General features: G+C 52.9%; 20 protein-coding genes and 1 pseudogene. 10 read left to right on the top strand and 11 right to left on the bottom strand.

The features are described from left to right. The first annotated feature begins 6 nt into the window (after nucleotides 1-6). A complete protein-coding gene (locus AKG43_RS01550) occupies nucleotides 7-1,011 on the top strand; it encodes a M48 family metallopeptidase (protein WP_054598813.1) in 1,005 nt (334 codons plus the stop codon). 127 nt (nucleotides 1,012-1,138) lie between these two features. On the opposite strand, the gene AKG43_RS01545 is transcribed toward AKG43_RS01550, so the two are convergent. After that, nucleotides 1,139-1,933, bottom strand: a complete 795-nt coding sequence (locus tag AKG43_RS01545; protein WP_054598812.1) for a formate/nitrite transporter family protein — start codon at nucleotides 1,931-1,933, stop codon at nucleotides 1,139-1,141. Between the two features lie 428 nt (nucleotides 1,934-2,361). Here AKG43_RS01545 and AKG43_RS01540 point away from each other — a divergent pair, with 428 nt between their 5' ends. Together AKG43_RS01540 and AKG43_RS01535 are read left to right on the top strand one after the other, a co-directional pair. Beyond that, complete coding sequence (locus AKG43_RS01540; protein WP_054598811.1) at nucleotides 2,362-3,270, top strand: LysR family transcriptional regulator; 909 nt, start codon at nucleotides 2,362-2,364, stop codon at nucleotides 3,268-3,270. A gap of 219 nt (nucleotides 3,271-3,489) precedes the next feature. Then, on the top strand, nucleotides 3,490-4,053 hold the full coding sequence (locus AKG43_RS01535; RefSeq protein WP_054598810.1) for a YceI family protein: 564 nt from the start codon (nucleotides 3,490-3,492) through the stop codon (nucleotides 4,051-4,053). A 47-nt stretch (nucleotides 4,054-4,100) separates the two neighbouring features. Here AKG43_RS01535 and AKG43_RS01530 read toward each other — a convergent pair. The 4 genes and pseudogenes from AKG43_RS01530 to AKG43_RS01515 form a co-directional block, all read right to left on the bottom strand. Beyond that, nucleotides 4,101-4,763, bottom strand: a pseudogene (locus AKG43_RS01530) (IS30 family transposase); the annotation flags it as partial. 140 nt (nucleotides 4,764-4,903) lie between these two features. Then, the gene (locus AKG43_RS01525) at nucleotides 4,904-5,491 is read right to left on the bottom strand and encodes a hypothetical protein (protein WP_054598809.1); all 588 of its coding nucleotides are present in this window, start codon (nucleotides 5,489-5,491) and stop codon (nucleotides 4,904-4,906) included. 11 nt (nucleotides 5,492-5,502) lie between these two features. Then, nucleotides 5,503-5,721 carry a sulfurtransferase TusA family protein gene (locus AKG43_RS01520; protein WP_054598808.1) on the bottom strand — a complete coding sequence of 73 codons (219 nt, stop codon included), beginning with the start codon at nucleotides 5,719-5,721 and terminating at the stop codon, nucleotides 5,503-5,505. 193 nt (nucleotides 5,722-5,914) lie between these two features. Then, complete coding sequence (locus AKG43_RS01515; RefSeq protein WP_172392917.1) at nucleotides 5,915-6,724, bottom strand: tetratricopeptide repeat protein; 810 nt, start codon at nucleotides 6,722-6,724, stop codon at nucleotides 5,915-5,917. Between the two features lie 379 nt (nucleotides 6,725-7,103). On the opposite strand from AKG43_RS01515, the gene radA reads away from it, so the two are divergent. Continuing rightward, complete coding sequence (gene radA, locus AKG43_RS01510) at nucleotides 7,104-8,483, top strand: DNA repair protein RadA (RefSeq protein ID WP_054598806.1); 1,380 nt, start codon at nucleotides 7,104-7,106, stop codon at nucleotides 8,481-8,483. A gap of 308 nt (nucleotides 8,484-8,791) precedes the next feature. Next, on the top strand, nucleotides 8,792-9,001 hold the full coding sequence (locus AKG43_RS01505) for a hypothetical protein (RefSeq protein WP_054598805.1): 210 nt from the start codon (nucleotides 8,792-8,794) through the stop codon (nucleotides 8,999-9,001). Nucleotides 9,002-9,080: 79 nt separating this feature from the next. On the opposite strand, the gene AKG43_RS01500 is transcribed toward AKG43_RS01505, so the two are convergent. Genes AKG43_RS01500 through AKG43_RS01490 form a run of 3 tightly spaced genes read right to left on the bottom strand, consistent with a single transcriptional unit; the run spans nucleotide 9,081 to nucleotide 10,461 of the window. After that, entirely contained in the window at nucleotides 9,081-9,410 is a 330-nt protein-coding gene (locus tag AKG43_RS01500; protein ID WP_082402933.1) for a multidrug efflux SMR transporter, read from the bottom strand. Nucleotides 9,411-9,454: 44 nt separating this feature from the next. After that, nucleotides 9,455-9,754 carry an AzlD family protein gene (locus tag AKG43_RS01495; protein ID WP_197273101.1) on the bottom strand — a complete coding sequence of 100 codons (300 nt, stop codon included), beginning with the start codon at nucleotides 9,752-9,754 and terminating at the stop codon, nucleotides 9,455-9,457. Beyond that, nucleotides 9,751-10,461: an AzlC family ABC transporter permease gene (locus tag AKG43_RS01490; protein ID WP_054598852.1), complete on the bottom strand. Its 711-nt coding sequence runs from the start codon at nucleotides 10,459-10,461 to the stop codon at nucleotides 9,751-9,753. Before AKG43_RS01490 ends, AKG43_RS01495 begins: the two co-directional genes overlap by 4 nt. Nucleotides 10,462-10,650: 189 nt before the next feature. On the opposite strand from AKG43_RS01490, the gene trpE reads away from it, so the two are divergent. Beyond that, nucleotides 10,651-12,126, top strand: a complete 1,476-nt coding sequence (gene trpE / locus AKG43_RS01485; RefSeq protein WP_054598803.1) for an anthranilate synthase component I — start codon at nucleotides 10,651-10,653, stop codon at nucleotides 12,124-12,126. A 295-nt stretch (nucleotides 12,127-12,421) separates the two neighbouring features. On the opposite strand, the gene bioC is transcribed toward trpE, so the two are convergent. Further along, nucleotides 12,422-13,201, bottom strand: coding sequence for a malonyl-ACP O-methyltransferase BioC (gene bioC, locus AKG43_RS01480; protein WP_054598802.1), 780 nt, complete (start codon nucleotides 13,199-13,201; stop codon nucleotides 12,422-12,424). Beyond that, nucleotides 13,191-14,351, bottom strand: coding sequence for an 8-amino-7-oxononanoate synthase (gene bioF, locus AKG43_RS01475; protein ID WP_231718082.1), 1,161 nt, complete (start codon nucleotides 14,349-14,351; stop codon nucleotides 13,191-13,193). The genes bioC and bioF overlap by 11 nt, the downstream gene beginning before the upstream one ends. Nucleotides 14,352-14,614: 263 nt before the next feature. On the opposite strand from bioF, the gene AKG43_RS01470 reads away from it, so the two are divergent. From AKG43_RS01470 to AKG43_RS01455, 4 genes are all read left to right on the top strand, one after another. Beyond that, nucleotides 14,615-15,994, top strand: coding sequence for an MATE family efflux transporter (locus tag AKG43_RS01470; RefSeq protein WP_054598801.1), 1,380 nt, complete (start codon nucleotides 14,615-14,617; stop codon nucleotides 15,992-15,994). Next, on the top strand, nucleotides 15,991-17,034 hold the full coding sequence (gene murB, locus AKG43_RS01465; protein WP_369799555.1) for a UDP-N-acetylmuramate dehydrogenase: 1,044 nt from the start codon (nucleotides 15,991-15,993) through the stop codon (nucleotides 17,032-17,034). The genes AKG43_RS01470 and murB overlap by 4 nt, the downstream gene beginning before the upstream one ends. A gap of 176 nt (nucleotides 17,035-17,210) precedes the next feature. Next, nucleotides 17,211-17,891: a TetR/AcrR family transcriptional regulator gene (locus AKG43_RS01460; protein ID WP_054598799.1), complete on the top strand. Its 681-nt coding sequence runs from the start codon at nucleotides 17,211-17,213 to the stop codon at nucleotides 17,889-17,891. Between the two features lie 251 nt (nucleotides 17,892-18,142). Continuing rightward, nucleotides 18,143-18,505: a YkvA family protein gene (locus tag AKG43_RS01455; RefSeq protein ID WP_054598798.1), complete on the top strand. Its 363-nt coding sequence runs from the start codon at nucleotides 18,143-18,145 to the stop codon at nucleotides 18,503-18,505. A gap of 117 nt (nucleotides 18,506-18,622) precedes the next feature. Here AKG43_RS01455 and AKG43_RS01450 read toward each other — a convergent pair whose 3' ends face one another. Continuing rightward, nucleotides 18,623-19,120 carry a prokaryotic membrane lipolipid attachment site family protein gene (locus AKG43_RS01450; protein ID WP_082402932.1) on the bottom strand — a complete coding sequence of 166 codons (498 nt, stop codon included), beginning with the start codon at nucleotides 19,118-19,120 and terminating at the stop codon, nucleotides 18,623-18,625. Between the last annotated feature and the right edge of the window lie 21 nt (nucleotides 19,121-19,141).

Below are 19,141 nucleotides of genomic sequence, written 5' to 3'. Positions count from 1 at the left end.
TTGAGCATGTCTGAATCTCTTACGGTAAGTTATTACGACGGTAAGCGTAATGTTCCCCATCAGGCTGAAATTTCGCTTGATGGGGGCAAATTGCGTGTGGTGTATAACGGCGGGCAAACTGCTGAATATCCGCTGCACAGTATTGCTTATATGGCGGGAGTAGGCGGTGTTTTGCCGGCTTTGGAGTTGCCGGGCGATGCGCGCATTGAGTTTTTGAATCACGATGTTCCGCACTGGCTGCCCCTGCAAAACAAAACCATGTTGAAGCAAGTCGGGCGGCTGGAAAAAAGCTGGAAATGGGCGGTGTTTTCTTTGGTGGCAATGGTGTGCGTGGTTGCCGTGGTATTCAAGTGGGGGATTCCCGCCGCCGCTTACCATGCCGCCCACCATCTGCCGGAAAAAACTTTGCAGAGCGTGGGCAATCAGGCGGAAGAAATTATTCTCGAACTCACCGCCGAAACCAAACTGCCGGCCAAACGGCAGAAAGAAATTTCTGATTTGTATTACAAAAAGCTCAATCCCGAACATCCGGCCAAACTGCTGTTTAGAGACGGTGGCGGGCTGGGTGCCAATGCTTTTGCCATTCCGAACAACACCATTATGCTGACCGACTCATTGGTGGAGTTGGCAAAGCACGATCATGAAATTTTGGCCGTGCTGGCACACGAACAAGGCCATCTGAAAGAACGCCACAGCCTGCAACAGGCTCTGCGCGGCATCGGCATAAGCGTGTTTCTGCTTGCGCTTACCGGCGATGCCACGGATTTTCTCGACGGGCTGCCGGTAGTGTTTGCCACGGCCCAATATTCGCAGGAATTTGAGCTTGAAGCCGATTTACATGCCGTCAACGAATTGAAACGTTTGAATATTCCGCCCAAACATCTGGCCGATTTTCTGCAACGTTTGCACAAATCGCACGGTCATGATGAAGAAAATCCGGTTGAAAATATTTTAAGCACGCATCCGATTACATCCGAACGGGTGAAACAGGTTGAGCAACATACGAAGTAAAGCGTTTTAAAGTAACAATCGTTTTAAAACCGTTAAGGCCGTCTGAACATTCAGACGGCCTTAGCGTTATCCTAAAAAAACGGTTAGCGAAAAACAGTTCAACTATATATATATATATATATTGGTTTTAAATCGAATAATCTTCTTTCAGCAGATGCTTGTAAGCGTGCAGATACGAAGCCCCCACAAACGATACGCCGCCGACAACATTGCCGATAAACACCGGCAGCATATTCCAGAAAAACTGCCCCCAGCTAACATCGGCTCCGGCAAGAATACCCGCCGGAATAATAAACATATTGGCAACAAAATGCTGGAAGCCGATCAACACGAAAATCATCACCGGAAACCACATGGCTAAAATCCGCCCCGAAGTGTGCTTGGCACCGAAATAAAACCAAATACCCATGCAAACCATCCAGTTGCAGGCAATGGCAGAAACAAACGCCCTGCCGAAATCCATATTCACCTTAGCTTCGGCAATCGCCATCGTTTTTGCGGCTGCCGCACCTTCCGACAAGCCGACGTAATGCCCGAGAAAAAAAGCCATCGCCAATGCGCCTGCAAGGTTGCCCAAGCTCACCAAAATCCAGTTGCGCACCAGCTTGCCGGTGCTGACACGTTTGGTCAAACGGCCCAAGCCCATAATCATCATATTGCCCGTTGCCAATTCGCCGCCGCCAATCAGAATACAAATCAAACAGATAGGAAAAACCGCCGCACCCAAAAGCGTTGCCAGCCCGCTCCAATCGGCCGGAATGCCGCTTACCACCTTTAAAAACGCCAAATAACCGAAGCCGACATAACTTCCGCCCAGAAAACTCAAAATCAGCAGCATTTTGGTGCTGCTTTCCGACTTGGCGTAGCTTCGTTTAATTGCATCTTCCAAAATTTCGTGTGGAAAAAAATCACGTTCTTGCATATTTATCCTTCGCATTTCCAATAAACAGGCGGGAAAATCAGCGGCATTTGTTGCGATACCGTTTCATGCCGTCTGAAAAACCACACGCCATCACATCTGACACTTTAGGCAAAATAGAAATGCAAGCAAAAGAACGATTAGTTGTTAATTAAATATCTTTGGTTATATGGTTAATCAACTTAAGTTTAATAACAAAACCGTCATACTCGGGCTTGAGCGAGTATCCTTATTTTCAGCAAATTCAGGCGCTAACCCGGTCAAGCCCGAGCATCACGGATGTACTATTTTTGAAAGCGTACAGACACATCTTTTCAGACGGCCTGAGAGCTTTGATTATCTTGCGCCGCAGACGGGCGCTTTGCGAAGGTTTCCCGCCGGTGTAATCCTGTATAATCGCCACCCTACCCGCTTTACCTTAAGGAACAGTTTTGGATACTTTTTTAAGCATGAAAGTTTTCCGCCAAGTGATTGAAAACGGCAGCTTCACCAAAGCAGCGGAACGCATGGATTTATCGCCCGCGATGGTCAGCAAACATGTGCGCCATTTGGAAAGCAGCATCGGAGCGAAACTGCTGCTGCGCAACACCCGCAGTTTAAGCCTGACCGAAGCGGGCGCAGAATATTACCGCCAATGTGCTTATGCTCTGGACACGCTGGAGCAGGCGGCGCAAAAGGCGGCTTCAGGCGTGGAACAGGCTCAGGGCTTGTTGCGGCTCACGGCACCGGTATGGTTTGCATCATCGCAATTCGCACAATGGTTAACCGAATATTGCGAACAGTATCCCGATATTACGCTGGAAGTGGTATTAGACAACCGCCACAAAGATTTGGTGGGCGACGGCTTCGACCTTGCCTTGCGCGCGTCAGACGAACCCGCACCCTCACTGATTGCCCGCAAAATCGGCACGGTAAACATGCTGCTGTGTGCTTCTGCAGAATTTGTCGAGCGTTGCGGCATGCCCGAAACTTTAGAACAAGTTGCCGCCTGCCCTGCCGTATTGCCGGGTTACGTCGATATGCGCGTGCGCACTTTGCAACACCTTGAAAGCGGCAAAAACGAAGAACTTCATCTGAAAAAACCGGTATTCACCAGCAACAACAGCGTGATGGTTTACCAAATGATTCTGGCCGGCTGCGGCATCGGTTACGGGCCGGACTGCCTGATTTGCGAAGATTTGGCCAAAGGCAGGCTGGTTAGGCTGCTGCCCGATTATTCTATGCCCAGCCATCCGCTTTATGCAGCTTATGCCGACCGCCAATTTCTGAGTGCGAAAGTGCGCAGCTTTATCGACTTTATCGGCGGCAAACTTGGCCGCAGCAATCCTTTTGTGCCATAAGCTGCCCGCCGCCCCGGCAGCATGGTCAACGTGTGCGGCCGAAGCCGCATTTGCCGGAGCTTATTCAAAGCCGTCAGGTTTGCTTCATGCCCGGATTTGGTTACAATGGAATTTCCTTACAACGCACATAAGCAAAATAACGCAAACGTCTGCGGCACAGGCTGCCTGCGCCTTGTCTTGTGACTGTGTGATTTCACAATAAAAAACCGGAGCAATATTATGAAAAAAATCATTTCTGCATTATGTTTGAGCGCATTGGCCGCAACTGTCGGTGCGGCAACTTATAAAATCGACGGTCATCACACCAATGCCCGTTTCGGCATCGACCACTTTAAAACCAGCACCAACGTGGGCGGTTTTTATAATTTAAGCGGCACGTTGGAATTCGACCCCGCCAAACGCACCGGTTCGATAGATTTGAGCATTCCCGTCGATTCGATTCAATCCGGCAGCCAAGAGTTTACCAACCACCTGAAATCGGCCGACTTGTTCAATGCGGCCAAATACCCCGAAATCCGCTTTACCTCGACCAAATTCAACTTCAACGGTAGAAAACTGCTGTCGGTTGACGGCAAGCTGACTATGTTGGGCAAAACCCATCCGGTTAAGCTCAAAGCCCAAAAATTCAACTGCTACGACAGCCCGATTTTAAAAACCCAAGTTTGCGGCGGCGATTTCACCGCCACCATCGACCGCACCAAATGGGGCATGAATTATCTGCTGGATGCAGGCATCACCAAGCACGTTTCTTTGAACATTCAAATCGAAGCGGGTAAAAAATAATATCCGCCCGAATCAAACCGCTCTTAAGACGGCCTTAGATTCGAATTTCAAATGCAACACTCAGGCAGTAGTGGTTGGAACAGATTCAAGAATAAAACACTTGGCGTTTCATAGCCAAGTGTTTTTCTTGGCCGGTGGTTCAGCTCATCCTGAACCCTGCGTATTTCCCGCTCACTAATGTTGCGGAAATCCGTTTGTTTGGGGAAGTATTGGCGGATGAGTCCGTTGGTGTTTTCATTCAGCGCCTTTTCCCAAGAACGGTAAGGACGGCAGAAATAGGTTTCAGCCGCCAATGCTTTGGCTATTCGGGTGTGGCGGGTAACCCGTTCGACCAGTGTCAATAACGCGCTTTTCTGATCTTTGCCGACGATGGCGGGTCGGTTTTCAATGCCTGTGCGGTCGGGTACTTTGCCTCTGCTCCATGTGCTGCCGTAGCGTTTACGGTAGGATTTGCTGCATATTCTGAGGTGCTGCCGCAAAGTGCCGCCGTTGCTTCTGTCGTCGCGCAGGTTATAGACGGTGCTGTGACGGAGTGTGATTTGGTGGTGTTTGTGCAAATAGGCGCACACTTGCTCTGGGCTGAGTTTGCGGCGGATGAGGGTAGCGATGTGTTGGGTCAGCTGCGAATGGAGCTTATAGGGTTTTCGCTTACGTTGTTTGGTCTACCGGCTTTGCTGTTGGGCTTTTTCGGCACTGTATTGCTGCCCTTGTGGGCAGTTCGTCTTGGATCAGTTGTGTGTCGCTCATATGCAATCTTTCTTGCAGGAAAGGCCGTATGCTACCGCATACCGGCCTTTTTCTGTTGTGAAAAGTTGCACTTCAAATTTGAATCCGCTGGGCCGATGTCTGCTTATTGGCTGCCGATTACCTTTATACCCAACGGCTGGCGTGTGAGGTAAAGGGCAAGCTGCGCCGGCACATGCTCGGAAGGCGATGTGTTGGCCGTTAACAATATTTCTTCGCCTGCGACGCTATTGTGCCAGCCGTACACCAGCTGGTTGAACGGAAACGGCGAAGATACGCCGTTGTCGGCTCTGAGCATTGCGGTTGCGCCCGCTCTGCCTTTTTCTGCCAAAGCAACAAAGCGTCGGCGGGCGGCTTGATGGTCGGCACGAGGCGTTTTGACGCTGCACGAGCCGGGTGCGGTGCTGATATAAAAAGTTGCACCGTCTTTCTCGACTTTCCATACTGCCTGCGCATCCAATTCCATCATGCCCAAAGGCAGATTTTTCACCGTCGCCTCATCAAGCATGGGCAGTTGTTTTTGCGCCGCCCAGGCCGCAACCTCCTGCGGGCGGCCGTTGCTGCCGACACACACTTCTTCAAACAGTCCGACTGCTTGGGCAGCGTGGTTTTCCAACTGCTCTTGCGGAATGTTTCCCCCGCATGAAGCGGTAAACAGCGTAGCGGGCAGCAGGAAAAACATGCTTTTCAACATTTCAGACGGCCTCACTTGTGGCGCATAACCAGCTTAAACACGCCGTCTGCCTCGGAAGATTCGAGCAATACATGCCCTGTTTGGCGACAAAAGGCGGCAAAATCATCAGGTGCGCCATGGTCGGTCGCCAATACGGTCAATACTTCATCGGCCTGCATCTGCGCCAAAGCTTTTTTGGCGCGTAAAATCGGCAGCGGGCATTTCAATCCGGTTACGTCTAAAGTGTGCATGGTATGTGTTTTCTGTGTCGAATTGGATAATGAATTGATCTATTATACTCTTCGGCGCAGCAATCTTACAGCCTGAGACTTTGCCTGCTACATATACGGCAGATAAAAAAATACCCGGCAATCTTGAGAAGATTGCCAAGTATAAGAGAGATTTCTGTCAATCTGCCGCCTGCTGCAAAGAGCGGAAGATGGGTTAAGGGGTTTGTTGGTCGCGCATGAATTTGCAGGCGTCTTCGTCTCCGCCTTTACAGGCTTGGTTCAGCAGCGCATAAGCTTTATCGATGTTCTTCACCACGCCTCGGCCGGTAAGATACATGTTGCCTAAATTGTATTGGGCTACGGTATTGCCTTGGTCGGCAGCCTGCGTGTACCACAATGCGGCTTTGCCCGGATCGGCCTCAACACCTTCGCCGGAATCATACATAAAGCCAATCTCCGCCTGCGCTTCTACCAAACCTTGATTGGCGGCTTTTTCATACCACACGGCGGCCTGTTTCATGTCTTTTTCCACACCGGTGCCGTGGGCATACATATAGGCCAGATTTTTTTGCGCGGTATTTTCACCGCGGTCTGCCGCCTGTTTGAACCAATCGAATGCCTGACGGTAGTCTTGCCCTACCCCGTAACCGTAAAAATACAGACGGCCCAAATTGTTTTGTGCCTGTGTGCTGCCTTGGGCGGCGGCTTTCTTATACCAAGACAAAGCCGTTTTCATATTAACTTTCACACCGCGGCCTTCCTGATACATGGCACCTAAATTGGCTTGTGCGTCTGCATGCCCCTGCTTGGCCGCCCGACGGTACATTTTGACGGCTTTTTCCAAATCGCTTTCCACGCCGTCGCCGGTTTCATAAGCCAATGCCAATTCGTATTGCGCCTGTTTGTCGCCGCGTTCGGCCATTTTGATGCGCTCTTGAAAATCTGAGGGAAGCTCCGCAGCGGCGTTAAAAGCCAAACCGAGCATGATCACGGCTGCTGCCAAGCGGGTGTTTGTGAGTTTCATGTTCATAAAATCCCGTTTTAATATACTCGATTGGAATAATAACAAATCAATAATCCTGCAATATCAAAAGAATGATGTGCGGACATTTTTGCCGCCTCAATGTTACATTGGTAACTAATGTTACATTTATTGTTACCTTAGGCATGTCGTTGCCGTTTGTTCCGGGCCTTAATTTATGCCCGATAATATTCAATCAGCTTATTTTTAATATAAGGCAGCAAGCTTCAGACGGCATAGGTACTATGGAACCGATTCTGTGGCCGCTTTAGCAGCTTGCACCATCGTTTTCTTTGAGCTAAGGCGAAGCAACGCCGTAGTAAAATTTAAATGGATTGACTAAGGCGTTACAATACAGCCTTTCCCATCATCAGGAACCTTCATGGCAAAAGCACCGAAAACCGTTTACCAATGCAGCGAATGCGGCGGCACCACCCCCAAATGGCAGGGCAAATGCCCGCATTGCGGCGAGTGGAACACCTTGCAGGAAAGCCTTGCCGCGCCCGAGCCGAAAAACGTGCGCTTCCAATCGTGGGCGGCAGATACGGCACAGGTGCAGGATCTTTCCAAAGTAACGGCCACCGAAGTGCCGCGCGAGCCGACCGGCATGAGCGAACTCGACCGCGTGTTGGGCGGCGGTTTGGTAAACGGCGCGGTGATTCTGCTCGGCGGCGACCCCGGCATCGGCAAATCGACGCTGCTTTTGCAAACCGTGGCGATGATGGCGAAAAGCCGCAAAGTGCTGTATGTATCGGGTGAGGAATCCGCCCAACAAGTCGCCTTGCGCGCGCAACGCTTGGGCTTGCAAAGCGAAGGCGTGAACCTGCTGGCGGAAATCCGCATGGAAGCCATTCAGACGGCCTTAAAACAGCACGAACCCGCCGTGGTGGTGATTGATTCGATTCAAACCATGTATTCCGATCAAATCACTTCCGCGCCCGGCTCGGTATCGCAAGTGCGCGAGTGTGCCGCCCAGCTTACCCGCATGGCCAAGCAGATGGGTATTGCCATGATTTTGGTCGGCCACGTTACCAAAGACGGCGCCATCGCCGGCCCGCGCGTGCTCGAACACATGGTCGATACCGTGCTCTATTTCGAGGGCGACCAGCATTCCAACTACCGCATGATACGCGCCATCAAAAACCGTTTCGGTGCGGCCAACGAGCTGGGCGTGTTCGCCATGACCGAACACGGTTTGAAAGGCGTGTCCAACCCTTCGGCGATTTTTCTCGCCAGCTACCGCGACGACGTGCCCGGCTCATGCGTATTGGTCACTCAAGAAGGCAGCCGCCCGCTGTTGGTAGAAATTCAGGCATTGGTTGACGACGCGCACGGCTTTACGCCCAAACGCCTTACCGTCGGTCTCGAACAAAACCGCCTCGCCATGCTGTTGGCCGTCTTAAACCGCCATGCCGGTATCGCCTGCTTCGACCAAGACGTATTCCTGAACGCCGTAGGCGGCGTAAAAATCAACGAACCCGCTGCCGACCTTGCCATTATCCTTGCCATGCTCTCCAGCTTCCGCAACCGCCCGCTGCCCGAAAAAATGGTGGCCTTTGGCGAAATCGGCTTGAGCGGCGAAGTCCGCCCCGTGGCACGCGGGCAGGAACGCTTGAAAGAAGCGGAAAAACTCGGCTTCAAACGCGCCGTCGTGCCTAAAGCCAATCTGCCGCGCAACCCGAAAGAATTCCCCGGCTTACAGATTTTCGGCGTGAGCAGTTTGCAGGAAGCGGTGGAGGTGTGCAGGAATAGTGAAGAGTGAAAATCAAACGATATATAAAACAGCATAAGCATTGGTTAGAGATAGGTGCCATCCTCTTAGCATTATTCCTTATGGTGTAGATTTCTTGGCAACCGATTCAATTAAGAAAAGGTCTTTTCAAATGGCTGGTCGTCATCACAAGCACCATTGCCTTTTTGCCCGTATTTTTATCAAACAGAAAAAAACTTAAGCCTCCAACCAAGTTTTTGCCTAAATGTTGGTATCTACTGCAAGGCATAACCAAAACATGGTTCTATATCTTCGCTTGCCTATTTTTCACTCTGAATATTATGCTTTGGGCAAGCCTAATGTTTGTAGAAGAACATACCATGCAAGCAGAAATTACCGACTTTGGTAGCCGCCGCAGAGGATGCGATCCATGGATACTTACTTTGCAAACCGGTGTTCGAGTTTCAGTGTGCCCGCAAAACAACAGCGGAGCGATCAACGACATCATCACCGTCAAAGTACGAGAAAACTTTCTAGGCTACGAAGCACGCAAAGTTAGCGACGAATAAACGGATTAATCATACTTGAGGCCGTCTGAAAACTTTTCAGACGGCCTCATCAGTTACCGGCCACATATTTTAATGATATTCAATGCCGAACCATGCCCGACAAAGTATTCAAAATCACCACGCCCGCCAAAATAAACCCGATGCCTACAATCCCCGCAATATCTGCTTTCTGCCCGAAAAACACCATGCTCACCAAGCACGTCAGCACCAGCCCCACGCCTGCCCATACTGCGTATGCCGTCCCTAACGGAATACTTTTTAAAGACAGCGACAAGAAATAAAACGAGCCTACAAAAGCCACCGCCATCGCCGCGGTAGGCCACGGTTTGGTAAAGCCCTCACTAAGCTTGAGCATGGAAGAACCGAACACCTCGCTTACAATCGCCAGCGATAAGAAAAACCAATGCACAGCCTACTCCTCCCATATCCTATCCCACACAACAGGCAAAGCGCCTAATTCATCCAACGCCCCAATATCGCCGCAGAAGCAACGGCAATCAACACCGTAGGCAGCATCCCCCAACGGCTTGCCGCCAATATCGTAATGGCCAAAGCCACCAGTTCATGCGGTTTGCCTGAAGCAAAATACGGTGCAATTACCGAAATCAACACACACCCCGGCGCCGCATCCATCACTGCGGCTGCACGCGGGCTTAGCGTGCGGTTGCGCAGCATAAAAAAACCGATTAAACGGGTCGAATAAGTTGCCGCCAACATACCCATCACCACAGTAAACGATGCCCACGAAATCATTTGCCGCACCCTCCCCAATAAGCAACCAGCAAACCCGCCAAAGCTCCGGCAGGCACATACCACGCACCGTCAATGCCGAGATAAACCGATACGGCCACCACCAAACTCACCAACCACGGCAAAGCAGCCTTAAACCCTTTCCACAAGCCGCGTAACAACACCAAAAACACGGCGGGAAACGCCATGCCGAAGCCCCAAGCCGCCACATCGCCAAACACCGGCCCCGCAGCCGCGCCCATACCCGTTACCGCCACCCACACCACATAAAGCGTCAACGCCGTGCCCATATAATATGGCAGGCTAAACGCAGGCAAGCCCAGCTGCTTGCGCCGGTGGATATCGGCCATACTCAAAGCCCAGCTCTCGTCAGTCATAAAAAACAAAGCAGGCAGCGCTTTTTTCATCGGCACATCTTTCAGATACGGCGTTAAGGCCGCGCCCATCAAAATATGGCGGGTGTTGATCATAAACGTTACCGTGATAATCAGCAGCACCGGCAGCGGATCCGCCCACAGCCCCACCGCCGCAAACTCAGAGCCGCCGGCGAAATTCAGCCCCGTCATCATCGACATTTCCAGCACGCTCATGCCTTTCTGCCCGCCCTGTACGCCTAAAATCAAAGCGAACGGCAGCATACCGATAATCACGGGCAAACAGTCTTTAGCCCCGCGCCAAAATTCGGATTGCGGAGAAACAGCCGTATTCATAACAAATTCCGAAAACAAAACGGCGATAATAGCGTAAAAGCCGTCTGAAAGCGAACTTGGGCGTTGCGCCGAAACAGGCTTTGCGGCTTGCGCCAAAACCTGTTCAGACGGCCTTTGCGCTATCAACCGGCCTTATAAAACTGCTATACTCAGCGTCATTTCCCAACCCGCCTCAGGCCGTCTGAAAACATGATTACCAAACAAGAATACCAAGCCCAAGCCGCCGCAGGTTACAACCGCATTCCGCTGGTTCAAGAGCTGCTGGCCGACCTCGATACTCCGCTTTCCCTTTATCTCAAGCTCGCCAACCGACCCTACACCTACCTGCTCGAATCCGTGGTCGGCGGCGAACGCTTCGGGCGTTATTCCTTTATCGGCCTGCCCTGCCGCACCTACCTCAAAGCATCCGGCAAAAAAGTGGACGTTTACCAAAACGGCGAAATCACCGAGCAATACGAAGGCAACCCGCTGCATTTCATCGAACAGTTTCACGAGCGTTTCAAAACGCCCGAAATCCCCGGTCTGCCCCGCTTTACCGGCGGCTTGGTCGGCTACTTCGGCTACGAAACCATCTACCACTTCGAGCATTTCGCCCACCGCTTCCAAAACAGCGGCAAGCCCGACACCATCGGCACGCCCGATATTCTGCTGATGCTTTCCGAAGAACTGGCCGTTGTCGACAACCTCAGCGGCAAAATCCACCTGATCGTTTATGCCGACCCCGCCCAAGCCAACGGCTACGAACAAGCCCGCGAACGGCTGGAAGACCTGCGCACCCGCCTGCGTCAAAGCTGCGCCATTCCTCTTTCCCTCGGCAGCCCCAAAACCGAACCGGAACACGAAACCGGCGAAGCGCGCTACAAAGAATATGTGCGCAAAATCCGCCAATACATTCTCGACGGCGACTGCATGCAAGTCGTACCCAGCCAGCGCATGAAGCAGAAGTTTACCGACAACCCGCTCAGCCTCTACCGCGCCCTGCGCACGCTCAACCCCTCGCCATATATGTTTTACTACGACTTCGGCGATTTCCACGTTGTCGGCTCGTCGCCCGAAATCCTTGTGCGCCGCGAACGCGACAACATCATCGTGCGCCCCATCGCCGGCACCCGTCTGCGCGGAAAAAACCCCGCCGAAGATTTGGCCAACGAACAAGATTTGCTGGGCGATGCCAAAGAAATCGCCGAACATGTAATGCTGATTGACTTGGGCCGCAACGACGTCGGCCGCGTCAGCCGAACCGGCGAAGTGAAAGTAACCGACAAAATGGTTATCGAACGCTATTCGCATGTGATGCACATCGTTTCCAACGTAGAAGGCCGTCTGAAAAACAATATCGACAACATGCAGATACTCGCCGCCACCTTTCCCGCTGGCACGCTGTCGGGCGCGCCGAAAGTACGCGCGCTCGAAATCATCGAAGAACTCGAACCCAACAAACGCTGCATCTACGGCGGCGCGGTCGGCTGCTGGAGCTTCAACAACGATATGGACTTAGCCATCGCCATCCGCACCGCTGTGATTAAAGACGAAACCCTGTATGTGCAGAGCGGCGGCGGCATCGTGGCCGATTCCGACGAAGAAGCCGAATGGCAGGAAACCCAAAACAAAGCCCGCGCGGTATTGCGGGCGGCACAGATGGTGCAGGAAGGCTTGGATAAGTGAGGCCGTCTGAACGCGCCGGTGCATAAAGCATCCTGTCAATCAAAATATTTATAGTTAATCGATTTATAAATAGCACATACGTCATACTCTGGCTTAACCCGGGTATCTTCAGTTTCAGCAAATTTTAGGAGATACTCGGGTCAAGCCCGAGTATGACGGTTTTGTTATTAAACTTAAGTGGATTGACTATAGAGAACACGAGGCATAACGGCGGGCAGCAACACCCGCCCTACCTATACGCAGGCCGTCTGAAAATGTATTCAGACGGCCTGAGACCTTCTTTTATTCAGCCGCCCTACCAAGCCACAACATAAGTGATGCGGTAATCGAGCGGCAGCATGCCTTGAGCGTTGCGCCGGTTTTCATAGGCCGTCTGAAAACGCTGCCAGCGGTTTTTACCGGTTAAACCTTTGTTTTTACGATGTATCACATGGTTGGCACCGATGTTTTTCAGGCTGTGTAACAGGGCTTTGAGAGAGGGGAAATATTGGGTGTAGCTTTCGGTGTGTATGCGAATGTTTTGAAAACAGCGGAAGGCCGTCTGAATGTCGGTTTCGGTGAGAAAGCGGTTGACGTGCGCGCTTTCGTCGGCGGCCCGCCATGCCTGTTCGAGCTGTTGCAGGCTGCCTGCGCTAACGGTAGCCACTGCCGCATAACCGCCGGTGCGGATCACGCGCCGCATTTCGGCGGCGGCGCGTTCGAGGTCGCACCATTGCAGGGCGAGGCTGCTGAAGCAGGCATCCATGCTGCCGTCCGCCAACGGCAGCGATTCGGCATCGGCGAGCAGGCAGCAGTCGGCGCGGCGGAGGCGGGCGATGTGTTGCAACATGCCTTCGGCCAAATCGAGGGCAAGCACGTTTGCGCCACGACTGCGTATTTTTTCGCTGACCCAGCCGCTGCCCGCGCCGATGTCGGCAACGGTTTTGCGGTTGAGGCCGTCTGAAAAACGGCTTTCCAAGAGTTGCAGCAAACGCAGCCCGGCCTGTTGCTGGATGGCTGCCGATGCGTCGTAACTTTCGGCGGCTTGGCTGAATGCGCGGGCAATGTGGTGTTTGGACGGGTTTTCAGACGGCATCTTGCAAGCCTTTGATTAATGTTTCGATATGCGTCGGTTCATGGGCGGCGGTGAGGGTAATCCGCAGCCGCGCCTGCCCGACGGGTACGGTGGGCGGGCGGATGGCGGGCACATACAGGCCGTGCTCGCGCAGGGTAGCAGATGCGGATAAGGCCGCTTCGTTGCTGCCGCATAAAAAGGGCTGGATAGCGGTTTCAGACGGCATCAGGCGTTCCCGCAGTCCGCATTCGGATAAGGCCGTCTGAAAAAAGCGGATATTGCCACGCAGTTTTTCACGCAAACCGTCGGCGGCACGAACGCGCTCCAAAGCAACAGACAGCGCGGCGGCTTGGGCGGGCGGAAAGGCGGTGCTGTAAATCAGGTGGCGGGCGAATTGGGTAAGGTATTCGGCTACGGTGCGGCTGCACAATACCGCCGCACCCATCAGCCCGGCCGCTTTGCCGAAGGTAACGATCAATATGTCGGGCTGCACGCCTGCGGCTGCCGCACTGCCGCGCCCTTCGCCGCCCAGCACGCCGATGCCGTGCGCGTCGTCGAGCAGCAGCCACGCGCCGTATCGTTCGCACAGGCTTTTCAGACGGCCTAAGTCGGCGGTGTCGCCGTCCATGCTGAACACGCCTTCGCTGGCCACCAAGATTCTTTTTGCTGCATGTTCAATCAGTTGCTTTTCCAAAACATCGTATTGCCGATGGGCGAACCGCTTAAACTGCGCGGGGCCGAGGGCGGCGGCTTCCTGCATCGAGGCATGGCAGAGTTTGTCGGCCAGCAGCACGTCGTCTTTGCCCAACAAGCCGAGCAGCACGGCTTGGTTGGCGGCGTAACCGCTGGGGAACAGAATGGCGCGTTCGTAGCCCAGCCAATCGGCCAAATGGTTTTCCAACGTTTCGTGCGCGTCGGTGTGGCCGCTAACCAAAGGCGAGCCGCCGCTGCCGGTGCCGTATTGCGCCAAAGCCTGCTGCCATGCGGCGATAACGGCAGGGTCGCGGCTCAAGCCGAGATAATCGTTGCCGGCGAAGTTTAAATAGCGTTTGCCGCCGCTTTCGAGATACGGCGGCGCAGTGTCGGCGCGGCGGGCGGTGCGGCGGCGGTAGGCTTGTTTGGCCGTTTGGCGGTCAAGCGCGGCTTGCAGGTGGTCGTTCCAGTTCATCATGGCTGCGGCGGGTTGCAAAGCGGCAGAGTGTGTATGGTTTCAGACGGCCTGTCAAATCGGCCGGCAGCTGCCCGCCTGTCTGAGCCGGCGGTTTTTTGGTACAATATCCGCCGTTTTGCAGCAGGTTTTGTCTGTCTGTCGAGCGGTGAATGGAAGCCCTGTATTTCAAACAGGTTTTCTGCATCCGAATCTGTATTTACCCCATCATATTTTTTCAGACGGCCTGCATCGACTGCGAGGCCGTCTGAAACTTTGGAATCCTTATGCTTTTCGACCTAAACCGTTATTCCTTCCCCGTTTTCCACAAGGAAGGCAAAAAACTCGTGCTGCTTGCCCTGCCGATGCTGTTTGCCCAAGTGGCGCAAGTGGGTGTGGGTTTTGTGGATACGGTTATGGCAGGCGGCGCGGGTAAAGACGATTTGGCCGCCGTCGCCCTCGGCAGCAGCGCGTTTGTGATGGTATATATCACTTTCCTCGGTGTGATGACGGCGCTGAACCCGATGATCGCCCAGCTTTACGGCGCGGGCAAGTACGACGAAGTGGGCGAAACGGGGCGGCAAAGCATCTGGTTCGGCCTGATGTTGGGCGTGATAGGTATGTTGTTGATGTGGCTGGCGGTTTTTCCTTTTCAGAAGCTGCTGGATTTGAGTGAAAACGTCGAAAGCATGATGGCGCAATATATGCTGTTTACCGGCTTGGCCATGCCTGCGGCGATGATACACCGCGCCCTGCATGCCTATGCTTCGAGCCTGAACCGCCCGCGTGTGATCATGATTGTAAGCTTTCTGGCGTTTTTCCTGAACGTGCCGCTCAATTATGCGTTTGTTTACGGCAAATTCGGTATGCCCGAGCTGGGCGGCGCGGGGTGCGGCGTGGCCACTACTTTGGTGTTTTGGTTTAATGCCGCCGCGCTGTGGCTGTATGTGGTGAAGCAGAAATACTTCAGGCAGTTCAAGCTCACCGAGCGGTTCAGCAAGCCCGATATGAAAGTGTTCAAACAAATTTGGAAGCTCGGCGCACCCATCGGTTTGTCGTTTTTTCTCGAAGTGAGCCTGTTTTCGTGTATCGTGTTTCTGGTCGCGCGGCAAGGCGAAGATTATGTTGCGGCGCAGCAGGTGGTAATCAGCCTGACCAGTGTGATTTATATGATTCCGCAAAGCGTCGGTTCGGCGGGCACGGTGCGGGTGGGCTACACCATAGGGCGCGGCGAATACAAGCGCGCGCGTTATATTTCGGGCGTATCGCTGATTCTCGGTTTGGTGTTGGCGGTGGCAACGGCGTTATTGTTGGTGTTTTTCCGCTATCCGCTGGCCGGCATGTACACCGACGACACCGGCGTGCTGACGATTGCGGCGGCCGTGCTGCTGTTTGCCGCGGTGTTCCAGCTTGCCGATGCCACCCAATGCGTCGCCTCTTACGCGCTGCGCGGCTATAAAGTAACCAAAATACCGATGCTGATTCATGCCGTGGCTTTTTGGGGCTTCGGTCTCGTGCCGGGTTATTTGTTGGCTTATTCTGCCGACATGGGCATTTACGGCTTTTGGACGGCACTGGTTATTTCGCTCACGGTGGCGGCCGTATTGCTGGTTTGGTATTTGGAAATATGCAGCCGCACCATGGCGGCAAGAAAAAGGATGTTGTGATGCAGCTATTGCATGATGTGGATTTAACGCCGTTCAACACATTCGGCCTCAAAGCCGCGGCCCGCGATTTTGCGATGCTGGAAAACGAAAACGATCTGCCCGAATTGGTGAAGCTGCCCGCATTCGACCGCAATACCGTGCTGTGGCTGGGCGGCGGCAGCAATATCCTGCTGATGCAGGACTACGACGGCTTGGTCGTCCACATGCAAAATAAAGGCATACGCGAGCTATCCCGTTCAGACGGCCTCGTTTATATCGAAGCGCAAGCAGGCGAAGTGTGGCACGACTTTGTGTTGAAAACGCTGGACATGGGCTTGTGCGGCTTGGAAAACCTCAGTCTGATTCCCGGCACGGTAGGCGCATCGCCGGTACAGAACATCGGCGCTTACGGCGTGGAAGTGAAAGACATCATCCACAGCGTGCGCTGCTTTGATTTAAACACCCTAAGCTTTGTCGAATTAAGCAATGCCGACTGCTGCTTTTCCTACCGCGAAAGCCTGTTCAAACAGCAGGGCAAAGGCCGCTATGTGATTGTTTCGGTTGTATTTGGCTTAAAAGAACACTTCACCGCCAACGCCCGCTACGGCGATTTGGCCGCCGTGCTGGCCGAAGAATGCGCCGGCCGCGAAGCCACCGCAAAAGACGTCTGCCAAGCCGTATGCCGCATCCGTGCAAGCAAACTGCCCGACCCCAAAGTGCTGGGCAATGTCGGCAGTTTCTTCAAAAACCCGATTGTCGATCACGAAACCGCACACCGGCTGCTGGCACTATATCCAAACATGCCGCATTATCCGCAAGCCGACGGCACGGTTAAACTGGCTGCCGGTTGGCTGATCGATCAATGCCGTCTGAAAGGTTACGGCATAGGCGGCGCGGCGGTGCACGACAAACAGGCTTTGGTGCTGGTCAACAAACACCATGCGTCCGCCCAAGATGTGCATCGGTTGGCACGGCATATTTGCCGAACCGTTCAACAAACCTTCGGTGTAGCACTGCACGCCGAACCCAACTGGCTGCCGGCCTCTTTTTCGCTGTCATAACACAAACACACTACCCGCAAACATTTAGTGCAAAGCCCTTGCATATAGCCAATAAACTGGATTCTTACTACGGCGTTGCCGCCTTATATTAAAAATCTGTTTTCACGGCTATAATCACCAACCCGACAAGCACCGGATAAAACGGGCGCAAGCAGTCCGCCCCAAGGAGTAACAATGTGGCAAAAGAAGTAAAAACCAACACCTACACCAGAATCGTCGAAGCGGCTCTGGTGCTGTTTAACGAAGAAGGCGAGCGCAACATCAGCACCAACCATATCGCCGCCCATCTGGGCATCAGCCCCGGCAACCTTTATTACCATTTCCGCAATAAAGACGAAATCATCGTCCAATTATTCAAACGATACAGCGAAGACCTGCTCAATTATCTGCACAACGCCGAACTGCCCGCAGGCGTATGCGATGCCGTCAGCTATATGTCGGGTATTTATGATGTTATGTGGCGCTACCGCTTTCTGTTCAGCGACGTCAACACCCTGTTGGCACGAAGTGCCGAGCTTTTGGGCGAACACAACAACTTCACACAGGCAAAAGTGTCGCCGCTGTTGGTCAACCTTCTCACCCGCCTGAACGGTTTGGGCATCATCAAAGCCGACGAAACCGCCATGAACGATCTGGCCCTGAATATGTGGATGGTGACCAAATACTGGTTCGACTTCGACGGCTCGCTGCGCGGCCGCGCCAAGCTGACCGAAGATTCCAAAGTGCGCGGCATCCGCCGTACCCTCAGCCTGTTGCGCCCGTATCTGCTGGAACAATATCTGGCCGAATTCGACACAACCGTAGCAGAATTATCGCTCGAAGCCGAATGCGTGAAAAAAAGCGTTATCCAGCCATAAGCCGGTTCAACGCCGTAACGGCCGTCTGAAACATATTTGCTCTTGTGCCGGGTTAAAGTGCGGTTGGCGGAGCCAAGATGTTTCAGACGGCCTTATCTTAATGAACCGCCCCGAATAAAAGCAAATTACGGTAAAAATTCTGCCTGTTGCCCCCGCCCTATCTTGCAATGGTAAAAAAGCGCACTATATTAAGTGCTACCAAATCTTTGAAATATCTGGCAATAATGCCGCACATCAAAAGGACGAGCACCATGAACAGACCTTCTCCTGAAGAATTTATCCCCAAATTCCGCAGAAGAAAATTAGACGAACCGGGCTTTCTGCGAAAAGTAGGCCGCGTAGCCGGCAAACTGGGCGCACCGGCCATCAGGCAGCTATACAGCCTGTATTATCTGTTTAAAGATCCCAAAACACCCAGCCGCACCAAAATCATTATTCTCGGCGCGTTGGTGTATTTTTTCAGCCCCATCGACAGCATTCCCGACCTGCTGGGCCCGCTCGGCTTTACCGACGACATCGCCGTGATCGCATTGGTTTACACTCAAATGAAAAGCCATCTTACTGACGAAATCCGCGACAGAGCACGCCGGGCTACCGAAAAACTCTTCGGTTGATTTCCATATAAAAACTGCCGTCTGAAAACTTATTCAGACGGCAGTTTTTATATGTGCGAATACCGGTAGATTTTAACAAATCAATCAAACATTTCCGGCAAGTTTGCTACATCATCGTTACTGCAAAGGACGCATCGCCATGACTTCCATCAGGAAGTTGGTAAACGCCGGATTGGAAGGCTTGTTTTTCATATTCGGCCAACGTTGGTGCCAACCTCTCAACGCATTTTGAATATACAGCTTCGATTGCTCGGTTGTAATCGCACCGCGTTGGCTGTCTACGGCAGAGCGCAGATACACTTCATACATGCTGTCGTCCACCGAATTGCGGCCTACCTGCTGGATGCGGAATCTGTTGAGATATTGCGCAGCTTGAACCTTGGTGATTTTGCCTTCGCTCACCTGATAGCTCAAACGGGTTGCTTCGTCTCTGATTTTAGAAACGTCCGCCCAATGGGTTTCGGCCAAGCGATACGGAGCGCGAACAGTCGGCTTCGGCGGCTCGGTTTTAACGTTGGTGGGTCTGACAGGCACTTCTTTCAGGGTCGGAAGATAAATCGTCTCACAACCCGCCAGTGCAACCAAAGTAACGAGGAATGGGATATGTTTTTTCATGGCTCGCATTATAATCAGGTT

Origin of the sequence: Neisseria sp. 74A18 (genome assembly GCF_001308005.1) — a bacterium.
Taxonomy (GTDB): Bacteria; Pseudomonadota; Gammaproteobacteria; order Burkholderiales; family Neisseriaceae; genus Neisseria; species Neisseria dumasiana.
This window is presented reverse-complemented; position numbering and strand designations above follow the sequence as displayed.

Bases quoted from the DNA above. Each gene is read 5' to 3' on its own strand.
- AKG43_RS01550 (WP_054598813.1), top strand. From the start codon at position 7: ATGTCTGAATCTCTTACGGTAAGTTATTACGACGGTAAGCGTAATGTT.
- AKG43_RS01545 (WP_054598812.1), bottom strand. From the start codon at position 1,933: ATGCAAGAACGTGATTTTTTTCCACACGAAATTTTGGAAGATGCAATT.
- AKG43_RS01535 (WP_054598810.1), top strand. From the start codon at position 3,490: ATGAAAAAAATCATTTCTGCATTATGTTTGAGCGCATTGGCCGCAACT.
- AKG43_RS01525 (WP_054598809.1), bottom strand. From the start codon at position 5,491: ATGTTGAAAAGCATGTTTTTCCTGCTGCCCGCTACGCTGTTTACCGCT.
- AKG43_RS01520 (WP_054598808.1), bottom strand. From the start codon at position 5,721: ATGCACACTTTAGACGTAACCGGATTGAAATGCCCGCTGCCGATTTTA.
- AKG43_RS01515 (WP_172392917.1), bottom strand. From the start codon at position 6,724: ATGAAACTCACAAACACCCGCTTGGCAGCAGCCGTGATCATGCTCGGT.
- radA (WP_054598806.1), top strand. From the start codon at position 7,104: ATGGCAAAAGCACCGAAAACCGTTTACCAATGCAGCGAATGCGGCGGC.
- AKG43_RS01505 (WP_054598805.1), top strand. From the start codon at position 8,792: ATGTTTGTAGAAGAACATACCATGCAAGCAGAAATTACCGACTTTGGT.
- AKG43_RS01495 (WP_197273101.1), bottom strand. From the start codon at position 9,754: ATGATTTCGTGGGCATCGTTTACTGTGGTGATGGGTATGTTGGCGGCA.
- AKG43_RS01490 (WP_054598852.1), bottom strand. From the start codon at position 10,461: ATGAATACGGCTGTTTCTCCGCAATCCGAATTTTGGCGCGGGGCTAAA.
- trpE (WP_054598803.1), top strand. From the start codon at position 10,651: ATGATTACCAAACAAGAATACCAAGCCCAAGCCGCCGCAGGTTACAAC.
- bioC (WP_054598802.1), bottom strand. From the start codon at position 13,201: ATGCCGTCTGAAAACCCGTCCAAACACCACATTGCCCGCGCATTCAGC.
- bioF (WP_231718082.1), bottom strand. From the start codon at position 14,351: ATGATGAACTGGAACGACCACCTGCAAGCCGCGCTTGACCGCCAAACG.
- AKG43_RS01470 (WP_054598801.1), top strand. From the start codon at position 14,615: ATGCTTTTCGACCTAAACCGTTATTCCTTCCCCGTTTTCCACAAGGAA.
- AKG43_RS01455 (WP_054598798.1), top strand. From the start codon at position 18,143: ATGAACAGACCTTCTCCTGAAGAATTTATCCCCAAATTCCGCAGAAGA.
- AKG43_RS01450 (WP_082402932.1), bottom strand. From the start codon at position 19,120: ATGAAAAAACATATCCCATTCCTCGTTACTTTGGTTGCACTGGCGGGT.